Below are 22,581 nucleotides of genomic sequence, written 5' to 3' on the forward strand. Positions count from 1 at the left end.
GAAGTGCTCGTCGCCGAAGGCCATCAGGTCGAGCATGCTCGGCTGGCCGCTTTCCACCACCTCGCGCAGGCGGCTGGCCGGCAGCACCTGCTCGATCTCCTTGCCCAGCACGCTGCGCGGATCGCGGATGCCGACCTTCTGCGCGTACTTGTCGTTGATCCAGACGATGCGCGCCTGGCGGTTGACCGCGATGGTGCCCTCGCACTGGGCGTCGAGGTGGTCGAACAGCAGCGGCATGGCCACGGCGCGAAAGCGCTCGGGCGACACGCCGACGATCAGGCCGTGCTGGTCGAGGTCGTCACGGGAAATGGCCATGGGCGGTGGGATCCGAGCGAGGCGGTGGTCGATTATCGGAGGCGCTGCGCGAGGGAGGCAAGCCGTCGGAGGAGGGCATGTGCCGCCGCGTCGGGAGCGTTTGGCACAGCACTGTGGCGGTTGCATGCACAGCTCATCCGGGCAATTTACTGGGGATTGGACTAAAGGTGTAGGTTATTGATTCGCTGGCCAGGTTTAACCTGACGTGGGGCGTGCAGAAGCCTCTACGCGCGGGGTGGACTTTGCATGACGTGGCGCGCCGTAGGCGAGTACTCGTCGCCATTCGAGAAGCGAGATGGCGCGACGGGCTGATAGCCTGTAGCGGCTGTCTTCTGGCCGAGTGCCGATGCTCTCCAGGTACGCTTTCGATCCGAACAACCCGCTCAGGAAACTTGTAGATGCCAGCCAGCACCCGGTTCGCAGTCGCAGTACACATACTCAGTGGCTTGGCCATTCATGAGAATGACCCGCTCCCCTCGGAAATTATCGCCAAGAGTGCCAATACCAATGCGTCGGTGATTCGCCGAATCCTATCGATGCTCAACGAGGCGGGGTTCACGACCTCGCAATTGGGGCAGGGCGGAGGGGCGCTGCTCGCCAAACCGGCCGACAGCATCACCTTGCTGGATATTTTTCAGGCCGTGGAAAGCGTGCCGCTGTTTACCATGCACCGCGCTTCGCCCGATGAGGGCTGTGCGGTGGGCAAGTACATCCAGCCCGTGCTGCAGGAGAAAATAGAGGCGGCGGTCTCTGCCCTGGAGGCCGAGCTGAACCGCGTGACGGTGGCCGATATCGTCTCGCGGATTGCCGAGAGCGAGCGAGCCTGCCCTGAGCTGGATCTCTACCACGGCCGCAACTGAGCCCTTCGCCCGGATCGCGGCAATCAGGCCGTTGGCGCCGGTAGCTCCGGCAGCTCGCGTAGCTGAATCGGCAAATCGCTCAGGCGTTCGACCAGCGCCTGCGCCCGCTGCAATGGTGCGCTGCTCCACAGTGTCAGCGGTGTGATCCGCTGTCCCGGGTTGAGCGCCCCGATAGCGCTCAGTCTGCGCCGCACTTCGGCGGTCACCGCCGGCGAGGGGTCGATGATGCGGATGTCGGGGCCAGCGACCTTGGCGATAGCGTCGAACAGGAAGGGGTAGTGGGTGCAGCCCAGTACCAGGGTGTCGACGCCTTGCTCGAGCGCGGGCGACAGCAGGTCGTTCAATCGGGCCAGCAGCCCGGGGGAGTGCAGGTCGCCGGCTTCGACGTGGTCGGCCAGACCCGGGCAGGCCACGAACAGTACCCGGGTCGTACCGCTGTAACGATCGCGCAAGCGCTGCAGGCTGGCGCTTTCCAGCGTGCGGGTGGTCGCCATGACGGCAATCGCGCCGCTGCGGCTGCTGGCGGCTGCCGGCTTGATGGCCGGCTCGATGGCGATGATGGGGATGGCGAAGCTAGGTCGCAGCGCTGCCACGGCCACCGCGGTGATGGTGTTGCAGGCGATCACCACCGCCTTGCACCCCTGCTGCACGAGGAACTGAATGATCTGTGCGGCACGTGCAGTGATCCAGGGCGTGTCGCGGTCGCCGTAGGGGGCGTAGCCCGAATCGGCGACGTAGATCAGTGCCTCGTGTGGCAATTGCGCTCGAATGACCCGCAGCAACGACAGACCGCCGAGTCCGGAGTCGAGTACGCCGACGGGCGCCGCAGGGTTCACTGGCGCCACTCCTGCCACTTGCCGCGCAGGCGCGGTAGCCATTGCGCCGGGCCGAGCTGGGCCTGCAGCAACATGGCCAGAGCGCCGGCCAGCATGCCCCAGAACGCCGAGCCGATGCCCAGCAGGGTCACCCCCGAAGCGGTGACCAGGAAGGTGATCAGCGCCGCTTCGCGGTGCTGCTCCTCCTGCAGCGCGCTGGCCAGGCCGTTGCCGATGGTGCCGAGCAGCGCCAGGCCGGCGATGGCCAGGATCAGCTCGCGGGGAAAGGCCAGGAACAGGGCGCCGATGGCGCTGCCGAACAGCCCCACCAGCAGATAGAAGAAGCCGGCGGCGACCGCGGCCGTGTAGCGCTTGTCGGGGTCTTCATGGGCTTCCCGACCGCTGCAGATGGCGGCGGTGATGGTCGCCAGGTTCAACGCATAGCCGCCGAACGGGGCCAGCAGGGTGGTGGCGACGCCGGTCCAGCCAATCAGCGGGGAGCTGGGCGTCCGATAGCCGGAGGCGCGCAGCACGGTGAGTCCCGGCAGGTTCTGCGAGGCCATGGTCACGCAGAACAGCGGCAGGGCGATGCCGATCATGGCCGTCAGGGAAAATTGCGGCGTGACCCACTCGGGGCGCGTCAGGCTCGGCTCGACGGCGGAGAAATCCAGTTGTCCGCGACTGGCGGCGATGGCGATGCCCGCCAGCAAGGGCGCCATGACCGCATAGCGCGGCAGCAGACGGCGGGCCAGCAGGTAGGCGACGAACATGCTGAAAACCAGACTGAACTGGCTTTGCAGGGCGGCGAAGGCATCCAGGCCGAAACGCAGCAGGATGCCGGCGAGCATGCCCGAGGCGATGGCCAGCGGCACGCGCTGGACGATGCGCTCGAACCAGCCACTGAAACCGCACAGGGCGATCAACAGACCGCAGACGATAAAGGCGCCGGTGGCTTCCGCCAGGCTGATGCCGGCGGCGCCGCTGGCCAGGATCGCCGCGCCGGAGGTCGACCAGGCGATGGCGATAGGGGCACGGTAGCGCAGCGACAGGGCGATGCCGGTAACGCCCATGCCGATGCACAGGGCGAGCATCCACGAGCCGATCTGCGCGGGGCTCGCCCCCAGCGCCTGGGCGGCCTGGAACACCAGTACCGCGGAACTGGTGAAACCCACCAACACGGTGACGAAGCCGGCGTTGACCGCGGAGAGGGAAATGTCATTGAGCAAGCGCATGGCTGCATCCTGTAGCGGTTGCGGTAAACCGGAGCGGCGGCCGTGCGGGCCGCCGCCGGCATCATGGCGTTACGCCGAGGCTTGCTGCTCGTCGCTGACCGCCTTGACGAAGGCCGGGTGGGCGCGCACGGCGGCGATGATTTCGCGCGTGCGCTCACCGATGACGATGTCCACCGGGAAGTACTCGCCCCAACTGGCGTAGACCGCCAGCATCATGTCCACCACCGTCAGGCGGCTGCCGCAGACGAAGGTGCTCTGCTGCAGCTGCTTCTCCACCGACTCCCAGAGCGAGCTGATGATGCCGCTGGCGGCAGTCAGCGCCTGTTCCTTGACCGGGCCGTCGGGCAGGTTGCGGCCGATGAAGAACAGCCGCCCATAGGCCGGATGCAGCGTGGCGTTGGCGAACATCAGCCACTCGATGAAGCGGGTTTTTTCCAGGCCGCCTTCGGGCAGCATCTGGTTCTTATGCTTCTCCAGCAGGTAAAGGATGATGGCCGCGCCCTCGCGGATGACCTGGCCGTTGTCGACCAGCACCGGCACCATGCCGCGCGATTCGAGGCGCTCGAAGTCCTGGGCCTTGCTGCGGTCGACGATCTCCACCTCCTGGCGGAGTTCGTTGAGCAGGGCATGGATGGCCAGCGAGCAGGCACCTGGCATGTAGTAAAACTTGTACATGAGTTTCTCCCATCATGGTTGCGAGCGAAGCGCTCATCCTGTTGCTCGAGCCGCTATGGCTCTGCGGTTGCCACCGGGGCGCTCGGGGGAGTCGATCCCGGTGTGGCATGGCGTTCCAGCATCCATGCCATGTGAAGTAGTCTATGTAGTGCTAGTTTCTTATGTATACCTAATGATGTTTCGTTAGCTTATTTAGTGGTTACCATCCGGTAACTTGATTTCGAGGAGCCTGGCCATGCTGCCCAGACGTCGCAACACCGTTTCCCGCCCGCCGGCGAACTGCCCGCTGAGCGAGTGCCTGAACATCATCGGTGGCGCCTGGACGCCGAACATCATTTGGTACCTGAGCCAGCAGGCGCGCCGTTTCAGTGAGCTCAAGGCCGATATCCCAGCCATCTCGGCCAAGGTGTTGAGCGCCCGCCTGAAGAAGCTGGAAGCCGATGGGGTGGTGATCCGCCAGGTGTTGCCGACCTCGCCGCCGAGCGTGGAGTACAGCCTCTCGCCGCTCGGGCAGGAATTGAAACCGGCCATCGAGGCCATCGTCGCGGTCGGCCACCGCCTCAAGGACATGGCGCAGCAGCGGATCTGAGCGTTCAGGGCAGGGCATGGAGCAGCTTCCACAGGGTCATCGCGCCGAGCAGGGCGAGCATGCCCAGCAGCACCGGCCGAATCAGCGCTGCGCCGTTGCGGATCGCCGCTCGGCTGCCCAGCCAGCCACCGAGCATGTTGGCCGCGATCATCGGCAGGGCTACCGCCCAAACCACCTGGCCGGCCCAGACGAAGGCGGCCACGCCGCCCAGGTTGGTGAGCAGGTTTAGCGGCTTGGTGGTCGCGGTGGCAGCCAGCAACTCCAGTTGCAGTCGCGCGTGCTTGACCAGGGTCAGGAACAGTCCGGTGCCCGGCCCCGAGAAGCCGTCATACAGCCCGACAGGGGCCAGGCAGGCAATTATTCGCAGGCGTGAGGGCGCTGGGCCGCTCCGCGCCTGTCTGCCCGGCCTGACCAGCAGGGCCACCAGCAGAGCGCCGACCAGGCAGGCGAGCAGCACCAGTTCGAGTAGCCAGCCCGGGGTATGCAGGGCCAACTGGCTGCCGAGGAAGGCGGCCAGGATGCAGGGCAGGGCGGCGATCCGCACCACCCGCCAAGCCACCTGGCCATCGAGCATGTAACGCAAGGTGGCGCTGGCCGTGCCGGTCAGGGCGACGGCCTTGTTGGTGGCCAGCACGCTGAGTGGCGGCAGACCGCTGAGCAGCAGCAAGGGCATCTGGATCAGGCCGCCGCCTCCGGCGATGGCGTCCATGTAGCCGGCGCAGAGCGCGGTCAGCGCCAGGCCGGCCAGCCAGTACCAGGTCAGGCCCTGTACCTCCATGTCCATGGCCGGTTCAGCGTCCCAGGCGCTTGCGTCGTTCGCTGACCTGCTCGCCGCCGGTGCCCCAGTTGTCGGTGTCGACTTCGTCGATCAGCACGAAGGTCGTCGCCGGATCCTTGTCCAGCACCTCTTGCAGCAGGCGGGTGACGCCGGCGATCAACGCGGCTTTCTGCGCGCGGGTCACGCCGAGGTCGGTGACCTTGATGTTCACGTAAGGCATGTGGCTCTCCTCGGGTATGGGTTCAGTCGCAGGCGCAGCCTGGGACGATGCTGGCTTGGGCGGTGTGTGCGCCGGCGAGGGGGAAGCCGCTGCGCTTCCACCAGTCGAGGCCGCCGATCAGTTCCTTCACCCGGAAGCCGAGGCGGGCCATCTTCAGCGCGCCGGCCGTGGAGGCATTGCAGCCGATGCCGTCGCAGTAAACGACATACAGCGCATCGCGGCGCAGTTCGCCGGTGTGTTCTGCGGTCATGCGCTTGTGCGGGAAGCTGAGGGCGCCGGGAATATGTGCCAGGTCGTAGGCCTGCGCGGAGCGAGCGTCGAGTACCACGACGTTTTCCTGAGCCTTTTGCGCCTCGGCGAGATCCCAGGAGTCGATCTCGAATTCCAGTTTGTGGGCGTAATGGTCGAGTTGCTGTTGCATGGACACTTCCTTTCCGTGGTCTGAAGGCGGAGCCGAAGCTCCGCCAAGGCATGGGCTCAGGCGCCGATGAAGCGGCGCTCGCGATCGGCATCGAAGTAGGGGCTGTCGACGATCAGGCTGCCGTCTTCCTTGCAGATCTCCAGGTGGAAGCGGGTTGGGCCGGCATAGCCGTAGTGGTTACGGGGGATCTCGATGCTGTGCGCGCGCGCCAGGTCGTAGCGCGAGTCGTCGGCGATGAAGCGCAGCGAGAAGGCGTCGCGGCTATCGAGCTCGCCCTCGCCGAGCGGCACGCTACGGTGGATGACGTATTTATCGAAGAGCAGGACGTCGCCCAGTTCGAAGTCGTCTTCCACCGAAAAGTATTCGAGCAGCCGGCCGATGCCCGAAGAGTTGAGCGGTTCGTCGCGCAGCGCCACATAGTCTTCGAAGGCGATGCCGCCGGATTGGATGCGTTCGTCCAGGCAGCGGAAGACCGCGGGGTCGATGTAGTCGTACATGAACTCGCCCGAGATCACATCGCGTGGCACGTAGCGCATGCCGCCGCCTTGCTGGCGGGTGTCGATGCGGTGCAGCGGCGCCCAGAGCGTGGTGCCGTAGTCTTCGGAGCGATTGAAGCCGAAGCTCTGCGACTCGATGTGCCAGGTGAAGCCCTTGCTCAGGTTCTTTTTCAGACCGAAGCCAACCCCCTGGGTGAAGAACAGGCGGCGTTCGGTCAGGTCGGTCATGATGCGCTTGAAGCGCGAGTCGCCGATCAGCTCGAAGATCGCCTCGTCGTCGTTGCACAGGTCGTAGCGCAACTTGTCGAAGCCCTTCTGGTAGTGGTCGGTCGGTGTTTCCAGTTCATCGTTCACCCGTTTGCTCAGGTAGTCGATCATGTCGCGGGAGAAGAACTGCTTCAGCAGGACGAAGCCGGTGCGTTGGTAGTCGGCGATGTGCTCGTCGGTGAGGCGAAAGTCGTTGTTGAGCGTTTCCACAAACCTATCTCCATGGGTTGTTTTCGGGGGCGTCCACTTCCTGCCGCGCCTCGGCGCCTGGCCGGTGCGCAAGGCTCGGCGGGTGGCGTAGGGGCTCAGGCCTGCATCTGCAGCAGCCTTGGGGGTTCGATTTCGCGGTCGCTGGCGCGCAGTGCGAACACCTGCTCGCGGCTCAGGGCCGCCACGAAGGCGTCCAGCCACTCGTCACCGAGCGGGGTGAAGCCCAGGCCGAGCCGCTCGAGCGCGTGCAGCGTGCGGTCGTGGCAGTAGGTGACGTTGCGACTCTTGCGGCTGGCCCAGAAGCGGCCGAGCTGCAGGTCGGGGTCGCTGGAGCAGTCGAGACTGGCGAACAGCTCGGCGAAGTCGCCGCAGGCGTCGCGCTGGAACTGCAGCCCGGCGCGCTCCATGGCGGCGAACAGACGGCTCATGTCGATCGCGTGCGGGCTGTCGACGTGATAGGTACCGGGTTCGCAGGCGGCGTCCAGGGAGAGCGCGACGATGCCGCCGGCGACTTGGTCGACGGGGGAGAGCATCACCGGCTCGCCCAGCTGGCGTGGGAGGCGTCCGGCCTTGGCGCAGGAGGCGAGGAACTGCACCAGGCGGTTGTCGCGGGCATTGATCTGGAAGCGGGCGTTGCGCGAGTCGGCGGAAACGTTGCCGGAGCGGTAGATGTAGGCGTTGTGGCCTTGCAGGCGGAAGCCGTTGACCAGACGCTCCGCCCTGTACTTGCTTTGCTCGTAGTGGTTCTGGAATTCCTGGCCGATGTCCAGCGAGTCTTCGGCGAAGGTCAGCCGCTGTTGCCCCGGATTGATGCCGCTGACCGCCAGGGTGGACATGTAGTGCAGGTCTTTGTCGCGGCGCAGGGTGGCGAGTGCCAGGCAGGTCTTCACCGACTGCAGGTTGTGCCGGGCGAAGGCTTCCTCGGCGCCGAACAGCCGGGTATCGGCGGCGAAGTGGTAGATCGCGTCGAGCTGGCCGGCCAGTTCCTGGTAGTGCGCCTCGCTCAGACCCAGGCAGGGTTCGCCGACGTCGCCTTCGTGGATGCTCAGGCGCTCGCGGAAGCCCGCCAGGTCAAGCCCGGGGAAGTACCAGGCGAACAGGCGTTGCAGGCGCGGGAACGTCGCTTCGCCGCTCTTGCGCCGTACCAGGCAGTGGAGGTGTGCCGTGGAGCCGAAGAGCAGCTCCTTGAGCACGTGGATGCCGATATAGCCGCTGGCGCCGGTGAGCAGGATCTGCCGATAGTCGCGATGGCGCTGCTGGCGAGTCTGAGCCAGCAGTTGGCGCGGGGCGTAGTTGATCAGCCCGGTGCGAGTGCCCGGCTCCAGCAGGAGTTGGGCGGCGTCCTCGTCCAGGCCGCCCTGGGCGCTCAGGCGGGCGCCGACGTCGAGCATCAGGGCGTGCATCTCGGCGGCCTGTACGCTGCGGGGGAACGAGAGGTCGATCAGTACCTGGCCATCGATGACCCGGGCACTGAGTTTCAGCTCATGGCAGCGGTTGTTCTGGGGGTGACGGGCCTGGCCGAAGGCATATCTGGCTGGCGTGAGGGCGAAGCGCCGGTCGTGGCTGAAGTTGACGTCGCCCAGGTAGTTGAAGCAGATCGCGGCGCAGGGGCGGTAGTGACCCTGTTGCACGGGGCGATGCAGGCCATAGCCGATGCCAAGGTGCTCGACCTCGGCGAAGGCCGTGGCGACCCGTTGCACCGCCGCGTCGTGATCGAGGTCGGCCAGGTCGAGGCGCAGCGGGAAGGTGGAGGTGTGCCAGCCGACCAGGCCGCTGGCGTCCGTGCTGTCGTCCAGGCTGGCCCGGCCATGGCTTTCGACATCCACCAGCAGCGCCTTGCTGCCGCGTTGTTGGCTCAGGCACTGGGCGAAGGTGGCCAGCAGCACTTGATGCAGCGGCATGCCGCCGCGCAGCAGCCGTTGGCTGTCGGCGGCGGAAAAACCCAGCCAGAGGCTGGCGGCGCTGCCTTCGGTATTGCCGGCGGAGAAGTAGCCGCGCGGGCTGTCGGCGTATGCGCGGGCCTGACTCAGCCAGGCGCTCTGCAGTCGCTCCTTGGCTTGTTCGAGGTGCTCGACCCAATCCCAGAAACTGTGCCGGGTATTCGACGACAGGGTGTCGGAGCCGAAGTGCAGATCGGCATAGTGGCGGGTGAGCTCGGCGCTGATGATGCGCCAGGAGATCACGTCCACCGCCAGGTGGTGGGCGACCAGCAGCAACAGATCGTCGCCGGCGCTGACCTTGAACAGATGGGCGCGGAAGATGCGACCTGCGCCGAGCGACAAGGAGCCCTGTACCCGCTCGCCAATGCGCTCGACATGGGCCTGAATGTCCGCCTCGCTGCTGCCGGGGATGAACGAAACGCTGAGGATATCGTTGCCATCCTGCACGACATGGCTGGTGTAAGGGCCTTGGGCATCTTCTGCGTAGGCCATGGCCAGCGACGGGTGCCTGGCCATCAGGCGGGTCAGGGCGGCGTTGAGCAGGGCGATGTCGATTTTGTCTGCGCTGCGTAGCAGCAAGGCCTGGTTGTAGTGATCGGGGAACGCCAGGCGCTGTTCGAGCAACTCGCGTTGGGCGGGAGAAAACAGGCGCAGGTTCTCCAGCTTGCGGGCTGTGGGGTGTTCGGCCCGCTCATGGCGCTGGGTCGCCAGGCTGTCCAGCAGCCCCTGTATGCTGGGGCGCTTGAGGAAACCGTGGGCGGTGACCGGGTGCCCCTGTTCCTGCAACTCGGCGATCATCTGGATGGCGTCGAGCGAGTCCCCACCCAACTCGAAGAAGCTCTCTTCGTCACGGGCGTTGGCCAGGCGCAGGTGCTTGCAGAACACCCGGCGTATTTCGCCATGTCGCCCGTCCGCGGCGGGGCGCTCGGTCGGCTGGGTTTGATCCGCTCCGGCGCCGCTGTTCAGTTCGGCGAGCAGTGCCGTGCGCAGTTCGGCGAGCTGGGTCTTGCCGTTGGCGTTGCGGGGAAATTCGCTCAGGCGGCGGATCAGCGCCGGGAGCATGTAGCCGGGCAGCAAGTCTTGCAGGCGATCCTTCAGCCAGGTATCGGGGGCGTCCTGGCGAGGGGAGCGGATCGCCGCCACCAGCCGCTCGCGGCCGCGTACCTCGACGACCAGCACCGCCGCGTCGTCGACGCCGTCGATGCCGCGCATGACGTTCTCGATATGCTCCAGCTCGACCCGGTGGCCGTTGATCTTGACTTGCCGATCTACCCGCCCGAGGAAATGCGTCAGGCCGTCGGCATCCAGATTGACCAGGTCGCCGGTGCGATAGAAACGCATGTTGCCGTGCGGCGATTGCAGCTCGACGAAACGCTGCGCCGAGGCCTGGGGGTTGCCGCGGTAGCCCTGGGCGACCGAGGGGCCGCCGATGTACAACTCGCCACGCCCGCTGCTGGCGAAGCTGCCCGTTTCGTCGCGTACGCACAGGCGGGTGTCGCCAAAGGGCCGGCCGATCGGCACGGCCTCGCCTGGCAAGGCGTCGAGCTGATCGACGCTGGCCAAGGGGTAGACGGTGACGCCGACCGTGGTTTCGGTCGGGCCGTAGTGGTTGAACAGCCGATCGACGCGGGCGGACTCGAGTATTCGGCGAACGAGGGGCTTGGCCAGCGGCTCGCCGCCGAACACCAGATATTTCAGTGCCGGCAGTCGTGCCTCGTCGTGGAAGATCGCACGCCAATGCGACGGGGTTATCTTGAGGAAGTCGATGCGCCGCTCTTCCAGGTAGGCGCGAAGGGCGCTGGGGTCCTTGCGTACCTCGGTGCCGAGCAGGTGCAGGCAGCCGCCGCTGGCGAGAGACAGCAGCAGGCAGGTATTGCCCAGGTCGGCGGCGAGGGTGCTGACATGGGCGTAGTGAAGGCCGTCGGCCACGTCCAGGCTACGGCTGACGCCCTGGATGTAGTGGGCAAGGTTGGCATGGCTGACCGACACCCCCTTGGGCTCGCCGGTCGAGCCGGAAGTGAAGAGCACATAGGCCGTTTCATCGCCGTCCGCGCGGGCCTGCGCGCCTGCCTTGGGGCCCTGCAGGGCCGCCTGGATATCCAGGGCATGCACGCCGCGTTGACGCAGGGGGGCGAGATGATGCGTCGCGCAGAGCACCACTGCCGGCTGCATGGCGGCGAGGCGCCGGTAGTGCTCTTCGCTCACCCCGTCTTCCTCGACGAAGGTGTAGGCCGCCCCGGCCTTGAGCACGCCGAGCAGTGCGGTAATCGCGTGAACACCACGGTCGGTGTAGATCGCCACCAGCGCCTGGTCGGGCAGGCCGTCGAGTGCCAGGTAACCGGCCAGGCGCGAGGAGAGCTGTTCCAGCTCTGCGTAGGAAAGCGAGGTGTCGCCAGCGACCACGGCGGGTTGATCCGGTGTCGAGGTGCTGAACTTGCGGAGTCTGTCTAGCAGCATTTCATCAAGCTCCTGTCGAATCTCGGGGTAGGGGTTGCGGCGTTCGACTAGAGGGCGATGCCATACGCGACGAAAGCTTCGCGGGTTGGCGGGTGGTCGAGCACCCCGGTGCGCTGCAGCAGCTTCACCAGGTTGGCTCTGGTCGTGGCGATGTAACCGTCGAGCCTGGCCGCGAACTCGCTCTGGGTTTGCGCCAGGATGGTGGCCGCCTCGTTGTCGTCGAAACCGCAGGCGAGCAGGATGCGGCGATCCAGCGAGCGGTCGGCGTCGCCGGCGAGGTAGTCGTCCAGGTAGGCGGGCAGCATGCGCCCGATGACCAGTCGGGTTTCTTCCGGCAGGCGCTTCCAGTGGGCACTCATCAGCTTGGCGAAGTAACTGGCGTGGCGACCCTCGTCGGAGACGTGGTCGGTCATGACCTTGGTGAAGGCCTGGGAGGCGCCCTTCTCGCGGCCGATGCTGATCAGGTCCTTGGTCAGGGTGTGTTCGGCCAAGGTCACCGAGATCAGCTGGAAATCGTTGTGCATGGCCGGCGGCAGCTGCTCGAAGGCGCGTCGGACGGCGTCCAGGTTGCCGTTGCTCTGCGGCACCTCGAGCGGTTCTATGCCGGTCATGGCCTTCATCTGGATGATGTAGTCCAGCGCCACGTGGGCGTGGTAGCCCTCGTCGATCACCACGGTCAGGGCGTCGAGTTTTTCCTCCTCGCTGGCCCCGGCGATCACGTTGTTGATCAGGTTCAGGCTGCAGTCGATGACGAAACGGGTCTCCAGCAAGCCGATCTCGTACATGTACTGGTAAGCCGACTGGGCCAGTACATAGGCCACGCCGTCATGGCCGAGGGCCTGCACCTTGGGGTGCTCGCTGAGCAACTGGCGGGATTTCGGGTAGGTGAATTCGCCCTTGGCGGTTTCCGGTACCAGGATGCGCTGGCTGTTGCGCACGGTTGCCGAGGCATACCACTTGTTGACCGATTCGAAGAATTGGGACGCGGCGAGTTCGACGGCGGCATTCATATGACTTCCTCCTTGATTGATATGGCTGGGGGCGTGAGCGGGATTTAGAACGGCATCAGCACGGGGAAGGCTTGGCGGTGAGCGGCCAGGGCTTCGCCGGCGGCTTCGCCGAAGGCGGCGGCGAAGGTGCGCAGATCCTCGTCGCTGTGCGCTGCGGAGACGAAGATCGGTTCCTCGAGCGACGGCGCCATGAGGAAGCCCTTGTCCAGCATCAGCTGGTGAACCTTGGTGTAGAGCTCGTAGTGCTGGGTTTTCACGTCCTTGTAGGACTTCATCGCCCGGTGGCTGTCGCGGAACGCCACACCGCCCAGGGCGCCGTAGCGGGTGAACAGGAAGGGGATGTTGTGAGCGTTGAACGCGCTGCGCAGGCTCGACTCGAGCAACTGGCCCTTGCGTTCGAGCTCCTCGTAGAACCCCGCTCGTTCCATGACGTCGAGGGCGGCATTGGCGGCCGCCATGGTCAACGGGTTGGCGGCGAAGGTGCCCGACTGGAACACCGTGTTGCCGATCGCTACGTGCTGCATGTAGCGCGCTTTGCCGGCATAGGCGCCGATGGGGGCGCCGCCGCCGATGATCTTGCCGAAGGTGATCAGGTCGGGGTCGATGTCCATCAGGTTGCAGATGCCGCCGTAGGTGAAGCGGAAGCCGGTGACCACCTCGTCGAAGATGAACAAAGCGCCGAACTGATCGCACAAGCGACGGATCTCGGCCATGAAACCCGGCTGCGGGCGGACGAAACCCATGTTCGTGGCGTACGGCTCGACGATGACCGCGGCGATGGCGTCGCCATGCTCGGCGAACAGGCTCTTGAGCTGCGCCTCGTCGTTGTACTGGCAGAGCAGCACTTCGCGGTTGAGGTTGTCCGGGATGCCCTGGGTCACGCCCTTGGTCTTGATCCCCGAGCTGGTCGGACTGGCCAGGAGCACGTCGGAATGGCCGTGGTAGGAGCCGACGAATTTGACCAGCAGGTTGCGGCCGGTATGAGCCCGGGCGATGCGGGTGGCCGTCATCACGGCTTCGGTGCCGCTGCAGACGAAGCGAATCTGTTCGATGGCCGGGGTGCTGGCGACGATGCGCTGCGCCAGCCGGTGCTCCAGCGGCGAGGTCAGGCCGAGCACGGTGCCCTGAGCGGCTTGGCTGCCGATGGCCTCGACCACGGCGGGGTGGGCATGGCCGAGCAGCAGGGCGCCAAATGCGTTGAGGAAGTCCGTGTAGACGTTGCCGTCGACGTCGGTGAGCTTGGAGCCCTGGGCCGACGCGGCGCAGAGCGGATGACCGCCGACCTGGCGAAAGGCCCGCATTGGCGAGCTGACACCATCGGGGATGACCGGGAGGGCGAGATCGAACAGGTGTGCAGAGGTTTTAGTGGAGCGCATTCTTGTTGGTATCCCTAGTGATGCCGATGGGTAGGGCGCCTCTGGTACTTCGCTCCTCCAGGGCGTTCGGTTTGCAGGTAGGACATTAAATGTATCTGTGTTGCAAACACATTAACAATTAATGGTGATTAGGCTGCAGAGCAATCGAGCCGCTGTGGAACTGTGGGGTAGTGCACATATCGGCAGCGGCTGCACCATGGTGGTGCCCGCGCCGAGATCCGTTGGGCTGGTCGGATGGGCTCAGGTCACGCCAAACGATAGTGGCGCTTCTTGCCCAGGCCGCCGCTGGCGGGCTGCAGGCCTTGGCGCAGCGGGCTCCGGCTGCCGTCCGGGCGCGTGCGGTCGAGCTACCGCGCCGCAGCGGGCGCCAATCAGCGGCCTTGGTCCAATGGCATTCGCCGCGCGCTTCTGGAATAGTTAGGCGGCTAAGCGTAACCCGCTGGCCCCTGCCGTTCGCCCACAAGGCAGCCCGGCAGTCGTGACACCCGCCGTGTCCCCCTCGCGCGCCGACCAGGCGCGCCAGGCGAGCCACCCGCTCGCCGCTGGATCGCCCAGGTGCAGCCTGCGCACACAACGACAACGACCAAGATCCATACAAGGACGCCCCGATGAAACTCAAGCGACTCTTCTCTGCGCTGGCCGCCGGCGCCGCGCTGACCGCCCTGTGCGCCGCCGCGCAGGCGCGTGAATACTCCGTGTCCACCGTGCTGTCGGACGCCTTCCCCTGGGGCCAGGCCGCGCAGAAGTGGGCCGACCTGGTCAACGAGCGCTCCGCAGGGCGCATCACCCTGCGCGTCTATCCCAATGCGCAGCTGGTCGCCGGCGACCAGACCAAGGAATTCTCCGCCATGCGTTCCGGCCTGATCGACATGGCCGTGGGCTCGACCATCAACTGGTCGCCGCAGGTGCCGGAACTCAACCTGTTCTCCCTGCCGTTTCTGATGCAGGGCGACGCCGACCTCGACGCCATCACCCAGGGCGAGGCCGGCAAGCTGGCCTTCGCCGCCATCGAGCAGCGCGGCATCGTGCCGCTGGCCTGGGGCGAGAACGGTTTCCGCCAGCTGTCCAATTCGGCCAAGCCGGTGCGCAGCCCGGCCGACCTGGCCGGCCTGAAGATCCGCGTGGTCGGCTCGCCGCTGTTTCAGGACACCTTCAATGCCCTCGGCGCCAACCCCACGCAGATGAGTTGGGCCGACGCCAAGCCGGCGCTGACCACCGGCGCGGTGGACGGCCAGGAGAACCCGCTGTCGGTGTTCGACGTGGCGCGCATCGACCAGGTCGGGCAGAAGTACCTGACCCTGTGGGACTACATGGCCGACCCGCTGATCTTCGCGGTCAACCAGCGCGTGTGGAAAGCCCTGCCCGAGGCCGATCGCGCGCTGCTCAGCCAGGCCGCCATCGACGCCGGCAAGTGGGAGATCGAGCTGTCGCGCAGCGCCCAGGCCCAGCGTCTGGCCGATATCCGCGAGCGCGGCGTGGAGGTGATCGAACTGAGCGAGGCCGAGCGTGCCGCCTTCGCCGCAGCCACCGCCGGCGTGCAAGAGAAGTGGGCGCCGCGTATCGGCGAGGCGCTGATGGACGCCGCCCGCCAGGCCGTGGCCCAGCCCTGATCCGTTTTATCTGACCGCAAGTCCCAGGGCTCTGGGGCGTGGTGCTGGAAGTCTGTGGCGCGACACCGATCCGCCCCCCTCGCCCATTTATGGGCGAGGGGGAGGGCGAACAGCCGCCGCTGAACCACGCCAACACGGTCATTCGAGGTTCCTATGAGCAAGCCAATCGACGCGCCGCTGGAGCGCGTGCTCGCCACCCTGGCCCTGGTGATCATCAGCCTGATCAGCCTGGCCAACGTGGTGGTGCGTTATTTCACCGATGCATCCTTCGCCTTCACCGAGGAAATCTCGGTGTTCCTGCTGGTCATCCTCACCTTCGCCGGCGCCTCGGTGGCCATGCGCAGCAACCGGCATATCCGCATCGGCCTGCTCGAGCGGCTGTTCCCGCGCCTGCGCACGCCGCTGATCCTGCTGCAGTGGCTGGCCGGCGTGCTGGTGCTGGCTCTGGTGTGCTGGTACGGCGGCCAGTTCGCCTGGGAGGAATACCAGTGGGACTCGGAGTCTCCCGGCCTCGGCCTGCCCAACTGGTGGTACGTGGTCTGGCTGCCGCTCCTGGCGCTGCTGCTGTTGGTCCGCCTGAGCCAGATGACCCTCGATCGCCTGCGTGGGAGGCTCGGCGATGAGCCCTGATCTCTGGCTGATCCTCAGTTTCGCCGTGCTGCTGGCACTCGGCGTGCCGGTGGCCTTCGCCCTCGGCCTGTCCGGCGCCATCGGCATCATCGCCGGGCTGTCGCCGGACATGCTCGCCACCCTCGGCACCAACACCTACAACGGCGTGGCCAAGTACCCGCTGATCGCCATTCCGCTGTTCATCCTCACCGGCCTGGTGTTCGAGAAGGCCGGCGTGGCCTTGCGCCTGGTGCGCTTCGCCCAGGCGCTGATCGGCCCGCGCCACGGCGGCTTGGCCATGGTTGCGGTGCTGGTGTGCCTGATCATGGGCGGCATGAGCGGCTCCGGCCCGGCCGATGCGGCGGCGGTGGCCATGGTGATGCTGCCGAGCATGACCAAGGCGGGTTACCCCAAGCCGTTCTCGGCGACGCTGATCGCCGCCTCCGCCTCCACGGCGATCCTGATTCCGCCGTCGATCGCGCTGATCCTCTACTCCATCGTGGTGCCGGGCGTGGACCTGCGCGCGCTGTTCGCCGCCGGCCTGTTCCCCGGCATTCTCGCCGGCCTGGTGTTGTTGCTGCCGGCCTGGCTGCTGTCGCGTCGTTATGGTTGGGAATCACCGGAGGAGGGCGAGCGGCCACCGCTGGGCGAGAGCTTCAAGCAGGCGCTGCCGGCGCTGTTCGCCCCGGTGCTGATCCTCGGCGGCCTGCGCAGCGGCCTGTTCACCCCCACCGAAGCGGCGGTGGCCGGGGTGGCCTACGGCGTGCTGGTCGGCCTGCTGCTCACCCGCGAGCTGAACTGGCGCAGCCTGTGGAAGCTCTGCGGCGAGGCGGCGGTGATCTCTGGCGTGGTCATGCTGATCATCGCCCTGGCCGGCATCTTCGCCTGGGCCGGCACCATGCTCGGCACCTTCCGCCACCTGGCCGAATGGCTGATCTCGCTGTCGGACAACGGCTGGGTGCTGCTGGCGCTGGTGATGCTCGCCGTGCTGCTGGCCGGCATGCTGCTCGATGCCATCTCCATCTACCTGATCCTGATGCCGATCCTCATCCCGGTGATGCAGCACTTCGGCTGGAACCCGGTGTGGTTCGGCATCCTGCTGGCGATGAACATCGCCATCGGCCAGTTCACCCCGCCGGTGGCGATCAACCTGATGGTCACCGCCGAGGTGGCCAAGATCCGCCTGGAGCAGACCGTCGGCTGGGCGGCGCTGTTCGTCGTGGTGATGTCCAGCGCCCTGCTGCTGGTGGCGATCTTCCCGGAAATCGCCCTGTGGCTGCCGCGCGTGCTCGGCTACGCGGTGTAGCGCCGGCCAGCCCGCGGCGTTTGCCGGCTATAGTGAGGGGACGGTGCGCGGCGGGGGGCTGCGCACCATCGAGGGCGGCGGTGCCGGGCGGACTGATGGTCGATGGCAAGCGAGACGACGACAAGGAGCTGACGACGGGGCACTGCGCGGGGCTGCGCGAAGCCGGCAAGCGCGCGCTGATGCGCACCATCCTGCTCGCCACCGGCCTGACCCTGGGCGGCTTCGCCGTGCTGCAGACGCTGGCCGGCAACTACCCCTTCGCCCTCCTCGAACTGCTCTGCACCGCGCTGCTGCTGTACGGCGGCTGGCGCATCGAACGGGCACGCCAGCTGGACCTGTGGGTGTACCTCTACCTGATCCCCACCTTCGCCTTCATCCTCTACATCATCGTCATGCCGGACGCCTCGTCCGCCGCCTTCGTCTGGGTCTACATGATCCCGCTGCTGGCCTACCTGCTGCTGGGCAAGCGGCGCGGTTTCGTGCTGAGCGCGCCCTTCATGCTGGCGGCGCTGCTGCTGTACTTCGTCGACAACCGCCTGCAACTGGACGCCGCCGGCCTGATCGACCTGGGCAACGCCACGCTGTGCGGCGTGCTGATCCTGGTCTTCGTGCACATCTACGACGGCCTGCGCATGCAGGCCTACGAAGAGCTGGAGCGCCTGGCGCAGACCGACTCGCTGACCGGAGTGGCCAGCCGCGGCAGCTTCCAGCACGCCCTGCAGCGCGCCGTCCAGGAGGCCGAGCGCAGCCACGGGCAACTGGTGCTGGTGCTGCTCGACGTCGACCACTTCAAGCAGGTCAACGACCGCTGGGGCCACGAGGCCGGCGATATGGCGCTGCAGCATATCTGCCAGATCCTCCAGCAGCGCCTGCGCGTTACCGACCTGCTCGGCCGCCTGGGCGGCGAGGAGTTCGGCCTGCTGCTGCGCCATACCGACAGCGCCGGCGCCGACCCGCTGGTGGAAAGCCTGCGCCAGCAGATCGCCGAACAACCGCTGCAATACGACGGCCAGCCGATCCCCCTGTCCGCCACCTTCGGCCTGGCCGCCTGGCCCAGGGACGGCCGCAGCGCCGCCGAACTCTACCGCAGTGCGGATCGGCGCCTATACAGCGGCAAGGCGCGCGGGCGCAATCAGCTGGTGAGCGGGGATGTCCCGAGGGAGTTGATGCTGGACAAGTTCGATCTGCGCTTGTGAGCTGACGCGCGCTGGATCGAGCATGCAGGGAGCAACTGGCTGGCATGGGGATATTTAATTTCGGCGTGTACGGAGCGGCGGCGATACTGCAGGCCTCGAACCTCAGCCAGGAGCGACTCCATGCAAGCGGTTCTCCCTCAGATCATCGGCCTGCTGGCCTTTGTGTTCATGGCCGGGCCTGTAGGCGCGACGCCGGAGGCCGAGCAGCAGCTGCGTGAGGCGGCTCGGGTTGGTGAACCCGTGGTTATCGAGGCGCTGCTGGCCCAGGGCGTGGCCATCGACGCCCAGGACGAGCAGGGCAACAGCGCCCTGCTGTTGGCCACCGCGGGCAATCGCCTCGAGGCTACGCGGGTGCTGGTCGAGGCCGGTGCCGACGTCAACCTGCAGAATTCGCGTCAGGACAGCGCCTACCTGCTGGCCGGTGCCAGTGGTTATCTGCAGATTCTCGAGCTGACCCTGGCCCATGGTGCCGACCTGCGCAGCACCAACCGCTTTGGCGGTACCGCGCTGATCCCGGCCTGCGAACGCGGCCATGTGGAAACCGTACGGCGGCTGATCGCGGCAGGCGTGGATGTCGATCACGTCAACCACCTGGGCTGGACCTGCCTGCTCGAGGCGGTGATTCTCGGCGACGGCGGCCCGGCCCATCAGCGCATCGTCGGGCTGCTGATCGAGGCTGGGGCCGACCTGCAGCTGGCCGACCGGGACGGCGTTAGCGCACTGCGGCACGCCGAGCGGCGCGGCCAGACGCAGGTGGCCGAACTCCTAATCGATGCCGGAGCCCATTGAGCCATGCACGACGATCAGCATTACCTGCAGCAGGCCGTGGCGCTGGCCCGGCAGAACTTCGAGAACGGTGGCCGCCCCTTCGGCGCGTTGCTGGTGCGTGATGGACAGGTGCTGGCGCGCGCGGTCAACGAGATTCACCTCAGCCAGGACCCGACCGCCCATGCCGAGCTGCAGGCCATCCGCAGCGCCAGCCGCCAGCTCGGCCCGCGTCTGGACGGCTGCGTGGTATACGCCAGCGGCCAACCCTGCCCGATGTGCCTGGCCGCCATGCACCTGTGTGGCGTCAGCCGGGTGGTGTTCGCCGCGAGCAACGCCGAGGGTGAGCCCTTCGGCCTGTCGAGCGCTGCCGTCTACCAGCAGATGAGCCTGCCGCTTACCGAACAGCGGCTGCCCATCGCCCATTGCCCGCAGCAGGAAATGGCCGACATCTACGCGCGTTGGCAGGCTCGCCAGGTAGCGTTTTAAGGACGTTTTTTAGTTATTGGGCGAGAAGAGGACGGGCGTGTTTTCCAGCTCGATAGGGTGAACCAGTAAATAAATCCGTCCTCTTTTCTTCGGAGGGGGTGTCCGGGAGAAGAGACTGGCTTTCGCCCGGACTTGATCATTGAGGTATAGCCCGCGCTGGTGTAGTGCAACTACAGAAGCGCGGATCTACCGGGTCTTGTGCTGAGCAGGAAAACCGCTTGAGGCTATTGAGCGAAGCTCTGCGCGAAGGCCGCGATTTTCTGGGTAGCCTGATAGTCAACCAGCTGCAGACCGCGTTCTTGGATGCTGTCCTTGGCTATCTGCACCGCTTTGCGGTGGCGAGGCGAATCGTTCTCTGCCGGGGCGGCAACAGGGATTAGCACGTTTTTCAGCTCAATCACCCCTTCCCGCTCGGCGCGCACGAACTTCATCAGCCACTGATCGCAATGGTCGAGGATTGCGCTCGGTTCGGCCTGGTCAAAAGCTAAAGGCTTGATGGCGGCAACGACTTCATTACGGTGAACCAGGGGTAGGTGCAGCTTGGTCAGATCACCGGTGAGGGTGTCATCGCGGAAGCTACGAATAGAGGCTTCCGTGAACAAGGTGCGAATTTCACGAACCATGACCTCTTCACGACGATCACGCGCCATGCCTTGGCGATCGATATAGCGGCCAAACAGCTCGTCAAGGGTCGCGTCAAAGTTTTCCACCAGGATCGAGCGCATGGGGCTGAAGCGAATCAGCGACTCTTTGGGCTCGGTCAGGAAGCGGAAATGGTTAACGATTTGGCTCTCTTGTGCTTCTGCCGTCATCGCTCGCACAGCATCCAGTTCGTTTTGGGCTATTTCCATGGCCTTGGCAAACAGGTTGTTGCACTCGAAGAAGTGATTGACCCGTTTCAGGTTCTTACGGGCAAGCCTGTACTCCATGCGCCCGATAGCCGGGGCCGAGAGAACGATGCCGACATTGGCAAACTCTTCGGTTTCGGCAAAAGGCGCGAAGCGCACGATGCTGTAAAGACAGGCGTATTTCATTGCAGGACGCTCCAGAACTCGTCCGAATTGCAGCGCAGCAGATTACTTTCGATTTCTTCGAGCAGAATGTCGAGTCCCTGTTTGCCGATAGATTCACACCATTCATCGGGTATGTCTGAGCATAGGTCACGAAAGCGTTTGGCAGTGTCGTGCATCCGCTGGCTGTATTCAACTTTGTCGACCATGTCGAGGTGCCATGCCCGGTTGCATGGGCCAAACACATGGCTCCGAGCGAACTCATGAGCATCCTGCGGCCAGTGGAACGCCTGGTTATGGTCGATCAGCTGCAGCTGATTGTCTGTGCTGCACATCAGCAGATTGGGGCGGCCGCCCAGTGGCCCTAGCTGACGATCACCGTTTCCAACCCAGTAGTCAAAGATGAAAACGGCTTTTTGCAGTTCGACAGAAACCTGCAGTGCTTGCGAATACAGCAGGTCGGCAGCGTCCGCGATATAGGCCAGAGCAAAGCTGTCACCCGGCCCTAGGTCGCTGCGTGCTTCAGGGTTGTAGCGCAGTAGGGCCGGGTCAATATAGATATAGCCGTGCTCGGGGATTGGCAAGCCAAAGTCGGCGGCCAGTCGGGCGCACAGCAGCTCCGCAATGCGTTCGGAGGGCGGTAGCTCTAAACCTTTGGCTACATAGTGTCTGCCGTTGCTGGCACGGCATAGGAAGGGCCGTGTCATACCGCCCTCCAGTCGCCGGATGATCTCCACCGCTTCTATGTAGTTACTCTTTGCCATTGACGGCTTCCTTATACATCAGCTGGCCAGACGATACTGTTCTGCGTCCTGCTGCACCATGCCCAGTTCTTCTAGGGCATCCAGCACGGCCTGTACGGCGCCCCCGGGGAGCGTTTGAACTGGGGCGGCGAGGGCGTCGGCAGGCAGTGGGCCTTGGCTGAGTGCGTGGCGCACGGCGGCGCCCTGTTCGCGCATTTACTTGTGGGAAAAGGGAACGGATTTATTTCTTCCGCTGTCATTCCTCATAGAAATAGTCGCTATCAAGCTTCGGCAGCTTAAGCAGTCGTGAGGTGACACCGACCTCGTGATCCATCATGAGGTTGACCAACCGACTGCCATCCACCAGCACCATGCCTTCTACGGAGCGGGAGAAGTCGATTGCCTGTGCTGTAAAGCCTGAAGTGGTGATAAACACGCCACGCTTGGCTTTCTGTCCGGCAAGAGCGCCATAGAAGGCCTGCAACTCCGGCCGCCCAACCGTGCCCTGCCAGCGTTTGGCCTGGACGTAGACCTTTTCCAGGCCGAGCTTGTCGAGCGAGATCACGCCGTCGATACCGCCATCGCCGCTACCACCAACGCGCTGCAGGTCGTTGCGGCTAGCGCCGTAGCCAAGGCTGTGCAGCACATCCAGCACTATGACTTCAAAGCGGTTGGGGCTGACTTGCAGCAGGTTATCCAGCAGGTCGGCAGCCGTTGCCTCGCGCAGTTCGCGTAGCGCCTGCTCCAGGCGGTCGTCAGGGCTAACGGTGGCTGAGTTGAGCGCCGGTGCAGTCTGTTCTTGCCCGTCGAGGGGGATGGCGTCGGTCGGGCTCTTGAGTTTTACGTCCATAAAGCCGATGGCGAGCCGTTCCACTTCATCGGCGGCGAGTGGCTGGGGATGTTGGGCGGCGTAGGTAATGCCTGCGTCAGTCAGCTTCCAGTAGCCACGTTTGGCGCTGCTGGACAGGCCGGCGCGCTTGAGGCGGTCATGGGCCCAGCCTGCGCGGTTCTTGTAGGTGGCTTGGCCGCTGGCAATCAGCTCTTGGCGCTGCGCTTCCGACAGGTTCAGCGCATCGGCAGCGGCTTCATGGGCGTCACGTGCTGACGCGCCTTCGGGGGTTGCGGCCAGGTGGCGCAGGATCGGCTCAATAAACTGGTCGTAGGTTGGAACGGACATCGTGGCTCCAGGTG

General features: G+C 65.5%; 21 protein-coding genes and 1 pseudogene. 8 read left to right on the top strand and 14 right to left on the bottom strand.

Annotation, left to right across the window (positions count from 1 at the left end; translation table 11 throughout):
- Positions 1-315: pseudogene (locus tag ACIGKL_RS23525) on the bottom strand (AAA family ATPase); the annotation flags it as partial.
- Positions 316-713: 398 nt separating this feature from the next.
- On the opposite strand from ACIGKL_RS23525, the gene ACIGKL_RS23530 reads away from it, so the two are divergent.
- Positions 714-1,175: an Rrf2 family transcriptional regulator gene (locus tag ACIGKL_RS23530; RefSeq protein ID WP_397488777.1), complete on the top strand. Its 462-nt coding sequence runs from the start codon at positions 714-716 to the stop codon at positions 1,173-1,175.
- A gap of 23 nt (positions 1,176-1,198) precedes the next feature.
- Here ACIGKL_RS23530 and murI read toward each other — a convergent pair whose 3' ends face one another.
- From murI to ACIGKL_RS23545, 3 genes are all read right to left on the bottom strand, one after another.
- Positions 1,199-2,011, bottom strand: a complete 813-nt coding sequence (gene murI / locus ACIGKL_RS23535; RefSeq protein WP_397488778.1) for a glutamate racemase — start codon at positions 2,009-2,011, stop codon at positions 1,199-1,201.
- Positions 2,008-3,222: a benzoate/H(+) symporter BenE family transporter gene (locus ACIGKL_RS23540; RefSeq protein ID WP_397488779.1), complete on the bottom strand. Its 1,215-nt coding sequence runs from the start codon at positions 3,220-3,222 to the stop codon at positions 2,008-2,010. The genes murI and ACIGKL_RS23540 overlap by 4 nt, the downstream gene beginning before the upstream one ends.
- A gap of 69 nt (positions 3,223-3,291) precedes the next feature.
- Positions 3,292-3,897, bottom strand: coding sequence for a glutathione S-transferase family protein (locus tag ACIGKL_RS23545; protein WP_397488780.1), 606 nt, complete (start codon positions 3,895-3,897; stop codon positions 3,292-3,294).
- A 235-nt stretch (positions 3,898-4,132) separates the two neighbouring features.
- Here ACIGKL_RS23545 and ACIGKL_RS23550 point away from each other — a divergent pair, with 235 nt between their 5' ends.
- Entirely contained in the window at positions 4,133-4,486 is a 354-nt protein-coding gene (locus ACIGKL_RS23550; RefSeq protein ID WP_397488781.1) for a winged helix-turn-helix transcriptional regulator, read from the top strand.
- Positions 4,487-4,490: 4 nt separating this feature from the next.
- On the opposite strand, the gene ACIGKL_RS23555 is transcribed toward ACIGKL_RS23550, so the two are convergent.
- The 7 genes from ACIGKL_RS23555 to ACIGKL_RS23585 form a co-directional block, all read right to left on the bottom strand.
- Positions 4,491-5,270: a sulfite exporter TauE/SafE family protein gene (locus tag ACIGKL_RS23555; RefSeq protein ID WP_397488782.1), complete on the bottom strand. Its 780-nt coding sequence runs from the start codon at positions 5,268-5,270 to the stop codon at positions 4,491-4,493.
- 7 nt (positions 5,271-5,277) lie between these two features.
- Complete coding sequence (locus ACIGKL_RS23560; RefSeq protein WP_397488783.1) at positions 5,278-5,484, bottom strand: 4-oxalocrotonate tautomerase family protein; 207 nt, start codon at positions 5,482-5,484, stop codon at positions 5,278-5,280.
- Positions 5,485-5,506: 22 nt separating this feature from the next.
- Positions 5,507-5,905: a rhodanese-like domain-containing protein gene (locus tag ACIGKL_RS23565; protein ID WP_397488784.1), complete on the bottom strand. Its 399-nt coding sequence runs from the start codon at positions 5,903-5,905 to the stop codon at positions 5,507-5,509.
- 56 nt (positions 5,906-5,961) lie between these two features.
- Complete coding sequence (locus tag ACIGKL_RS23570; RefSeq protein WP_397488785.1) at positions 5,962-6,879, bottom strand: hypothetical protein; 918 nt, start codon at positions 6,877-6,879, stop codon at positions 5,962-5,964.
- A 95-nt stretch (positions 6,880-6,974) separates the two neighbouring features.
- A complete protein-coding gene (locus ACIGKL_RS23575; RefSeq protein ID WP_397488786.1) occupies positions 6,975-11,276 on the bottom strand; it encodes an amino acid adenylation domain-containing protein in 4,302 nt (1,433 codons plus the stop codon).
- 47 nt (positions 11,277-11,323) lie between these two features.
- Positions 11,324-12,286: a diiron oxygenase gene (locus ACIGKL_RS23580; protein WP_397488787.1), complete on the bottom strand. Its 963-nt coding sequence runs from the start codon at positions 12,284-12,286 to the stop codon at positions 11,324-11,326.
- A gap of 44 nt (positions 12,287-12,330) precedes the next feature.
- A complete protein-coding gene (locus ACIGKL_RS23585) occupies positions 12,331-13,662 on the bottom strand; it encodes an aspartate aminotransferase family protein (RefSeq protein ID WP_397488788.1) in 1,332 nt (443 codons plus the stop codon).
- A gap of 608 nt (positions 13,663-14,270) precedes the next feature.
- Here ACIGKL_RS23585 and ACIGKL_RS23590 point away from each other — a divergent pair.
- The 6 genes from ACIGKL_RS23590 (at position 14,271) to ACIGKL_RS23615 (ending at position 19,637) form a co-directional block, all read left to right on the top strand.
- Positions 14,271-15,272 (top strand): DctP family TRAP transporter solute-binding subunit, encoded by a 1,002-nt coding sequence (locus tag ACIGKL_RS23590; protein ID WP_397488789.1) that lies wholly within the window; start codon positions 14,271-14,273, stop codon positions 15,270-15,272.
- A 153-nt stretch (positions 15,273-15,425) separates the two neighbouring features.
- Positions 15,426-15,902: a TRAP transporter small permease gene (locus ACIGKL_RS23595; RefSeq protein WP_397488790.1), complete on the top strand. Its 477-nt coding sequence runs from the start codon at positions 15,426-15,428 to the stop codon at positions 15,900-15,902.
- Entirely contained in the window at positions 15,892-17,187 is a 1,296-nt protein-coding gene (locus tag ACIGKL_RS23600) for a TRAP transporter large permease (protein WP_397488791.1), read from the top strand. Before ACIGKL_RS23595 ends, ACIGKL_RS23600 begins: the two co-directional genes overlap by 11 nt.
- 95 nt (positions 17,188-17,282) lie before the next feature.
- The gene (locus ACIGKL_RS23605) at positions 17,283-18,383 is read left to right on the top strand and encodes a GGDEF domain-containing protein (protein WP_397488792.1); all 1,101 of its coding nucleotides are present in this window, start codon (positions 17,283-17,285) and stop codon (positions 18,381-18,383) included.
- Between the two features lie 120 nt (positions 18,384-18,503).
- Positions 18,504-19,172 carry an ankyrin repeat domain-containing protein gene (locus ACIGKL_RS23610; protein WP_397488793.1) on the top strand — a complete coding sequence of 223 codons (669 nt, stop codon included), beginning with the start codon at positions 18,504-18,506 and terminating at the stop codon, positions 19,170-19,172.
- Between the two features lie 3 nt (positions 19,173-19,175).
- On the top strand, positions 19,176-19,637 hold the full coding sequence (locus ACIGKL_RS23615; protein WP_397488794.1) for a nucleoside deaminase: 462 nt from the start codon (positions 19,176-19,178) through the stop codon (positions 19,635-19,637).
- Positions 19,638-19,861: 224 nt separating this feature from the next.
- Here ACIGKL_RS23615 and ACIGKL_RS23620 read toward each other — a convergent pair whose 3' ends face one another.
- The 3 genes from ACIGKL_RS23620 to ACIGKL_RS23630 form a co-directional block, all read right to left on the bottom strand.
- Complete coding sequence (locus tag ACIGKL_RS23620) at positions 19,862-20,671, bottom strand: DUF3037 domain-containing protein (RefSeq protein WP_397488795.1); 810 nt, start codon at positions 20,669-20,671, stop codon at positions 19,862-19,864.
- Positions 20,668-21,411, bottom strand: a complete 744-nt coding sequence (locus tag ACIGKL_RS23625; RefSeq protein WP_397488796.1) for a HipA family kinase — start codon at positions 21,409-21,411, stop codon at positions 20,668-20,670. Before ACIGKL_RS23625 ends, ACIGKL_RS23620 begins: the two co-directional genes overlap by 4 nt.
- Positions 21,412-21,646: 235 nt before the next feature.
- A complete protein-coding gene (locus tag ACIGKL_RS23630; protein WP_397488797.1) occupies positions 21,647-22,567 on the bottom strand; it encodes a restriction endonuclease in 921 nt (306 codons plus the stop codon).
- Between the last annotated feature and the right edge of the window lie 14 nt (positions 22,568-22,581).

Origin of the sequence: Pseudomonas sp. NPDC077186 (genome assembly GCF_044543505.1) — a bacterium.
In the GTDB taxonomy this organism is placed as follows: Bacteria; Pseudomonadota; Gammaproteobacteria; order Pseudomonadales; family Pseudomonadaceae; genus Aquipseudomonas.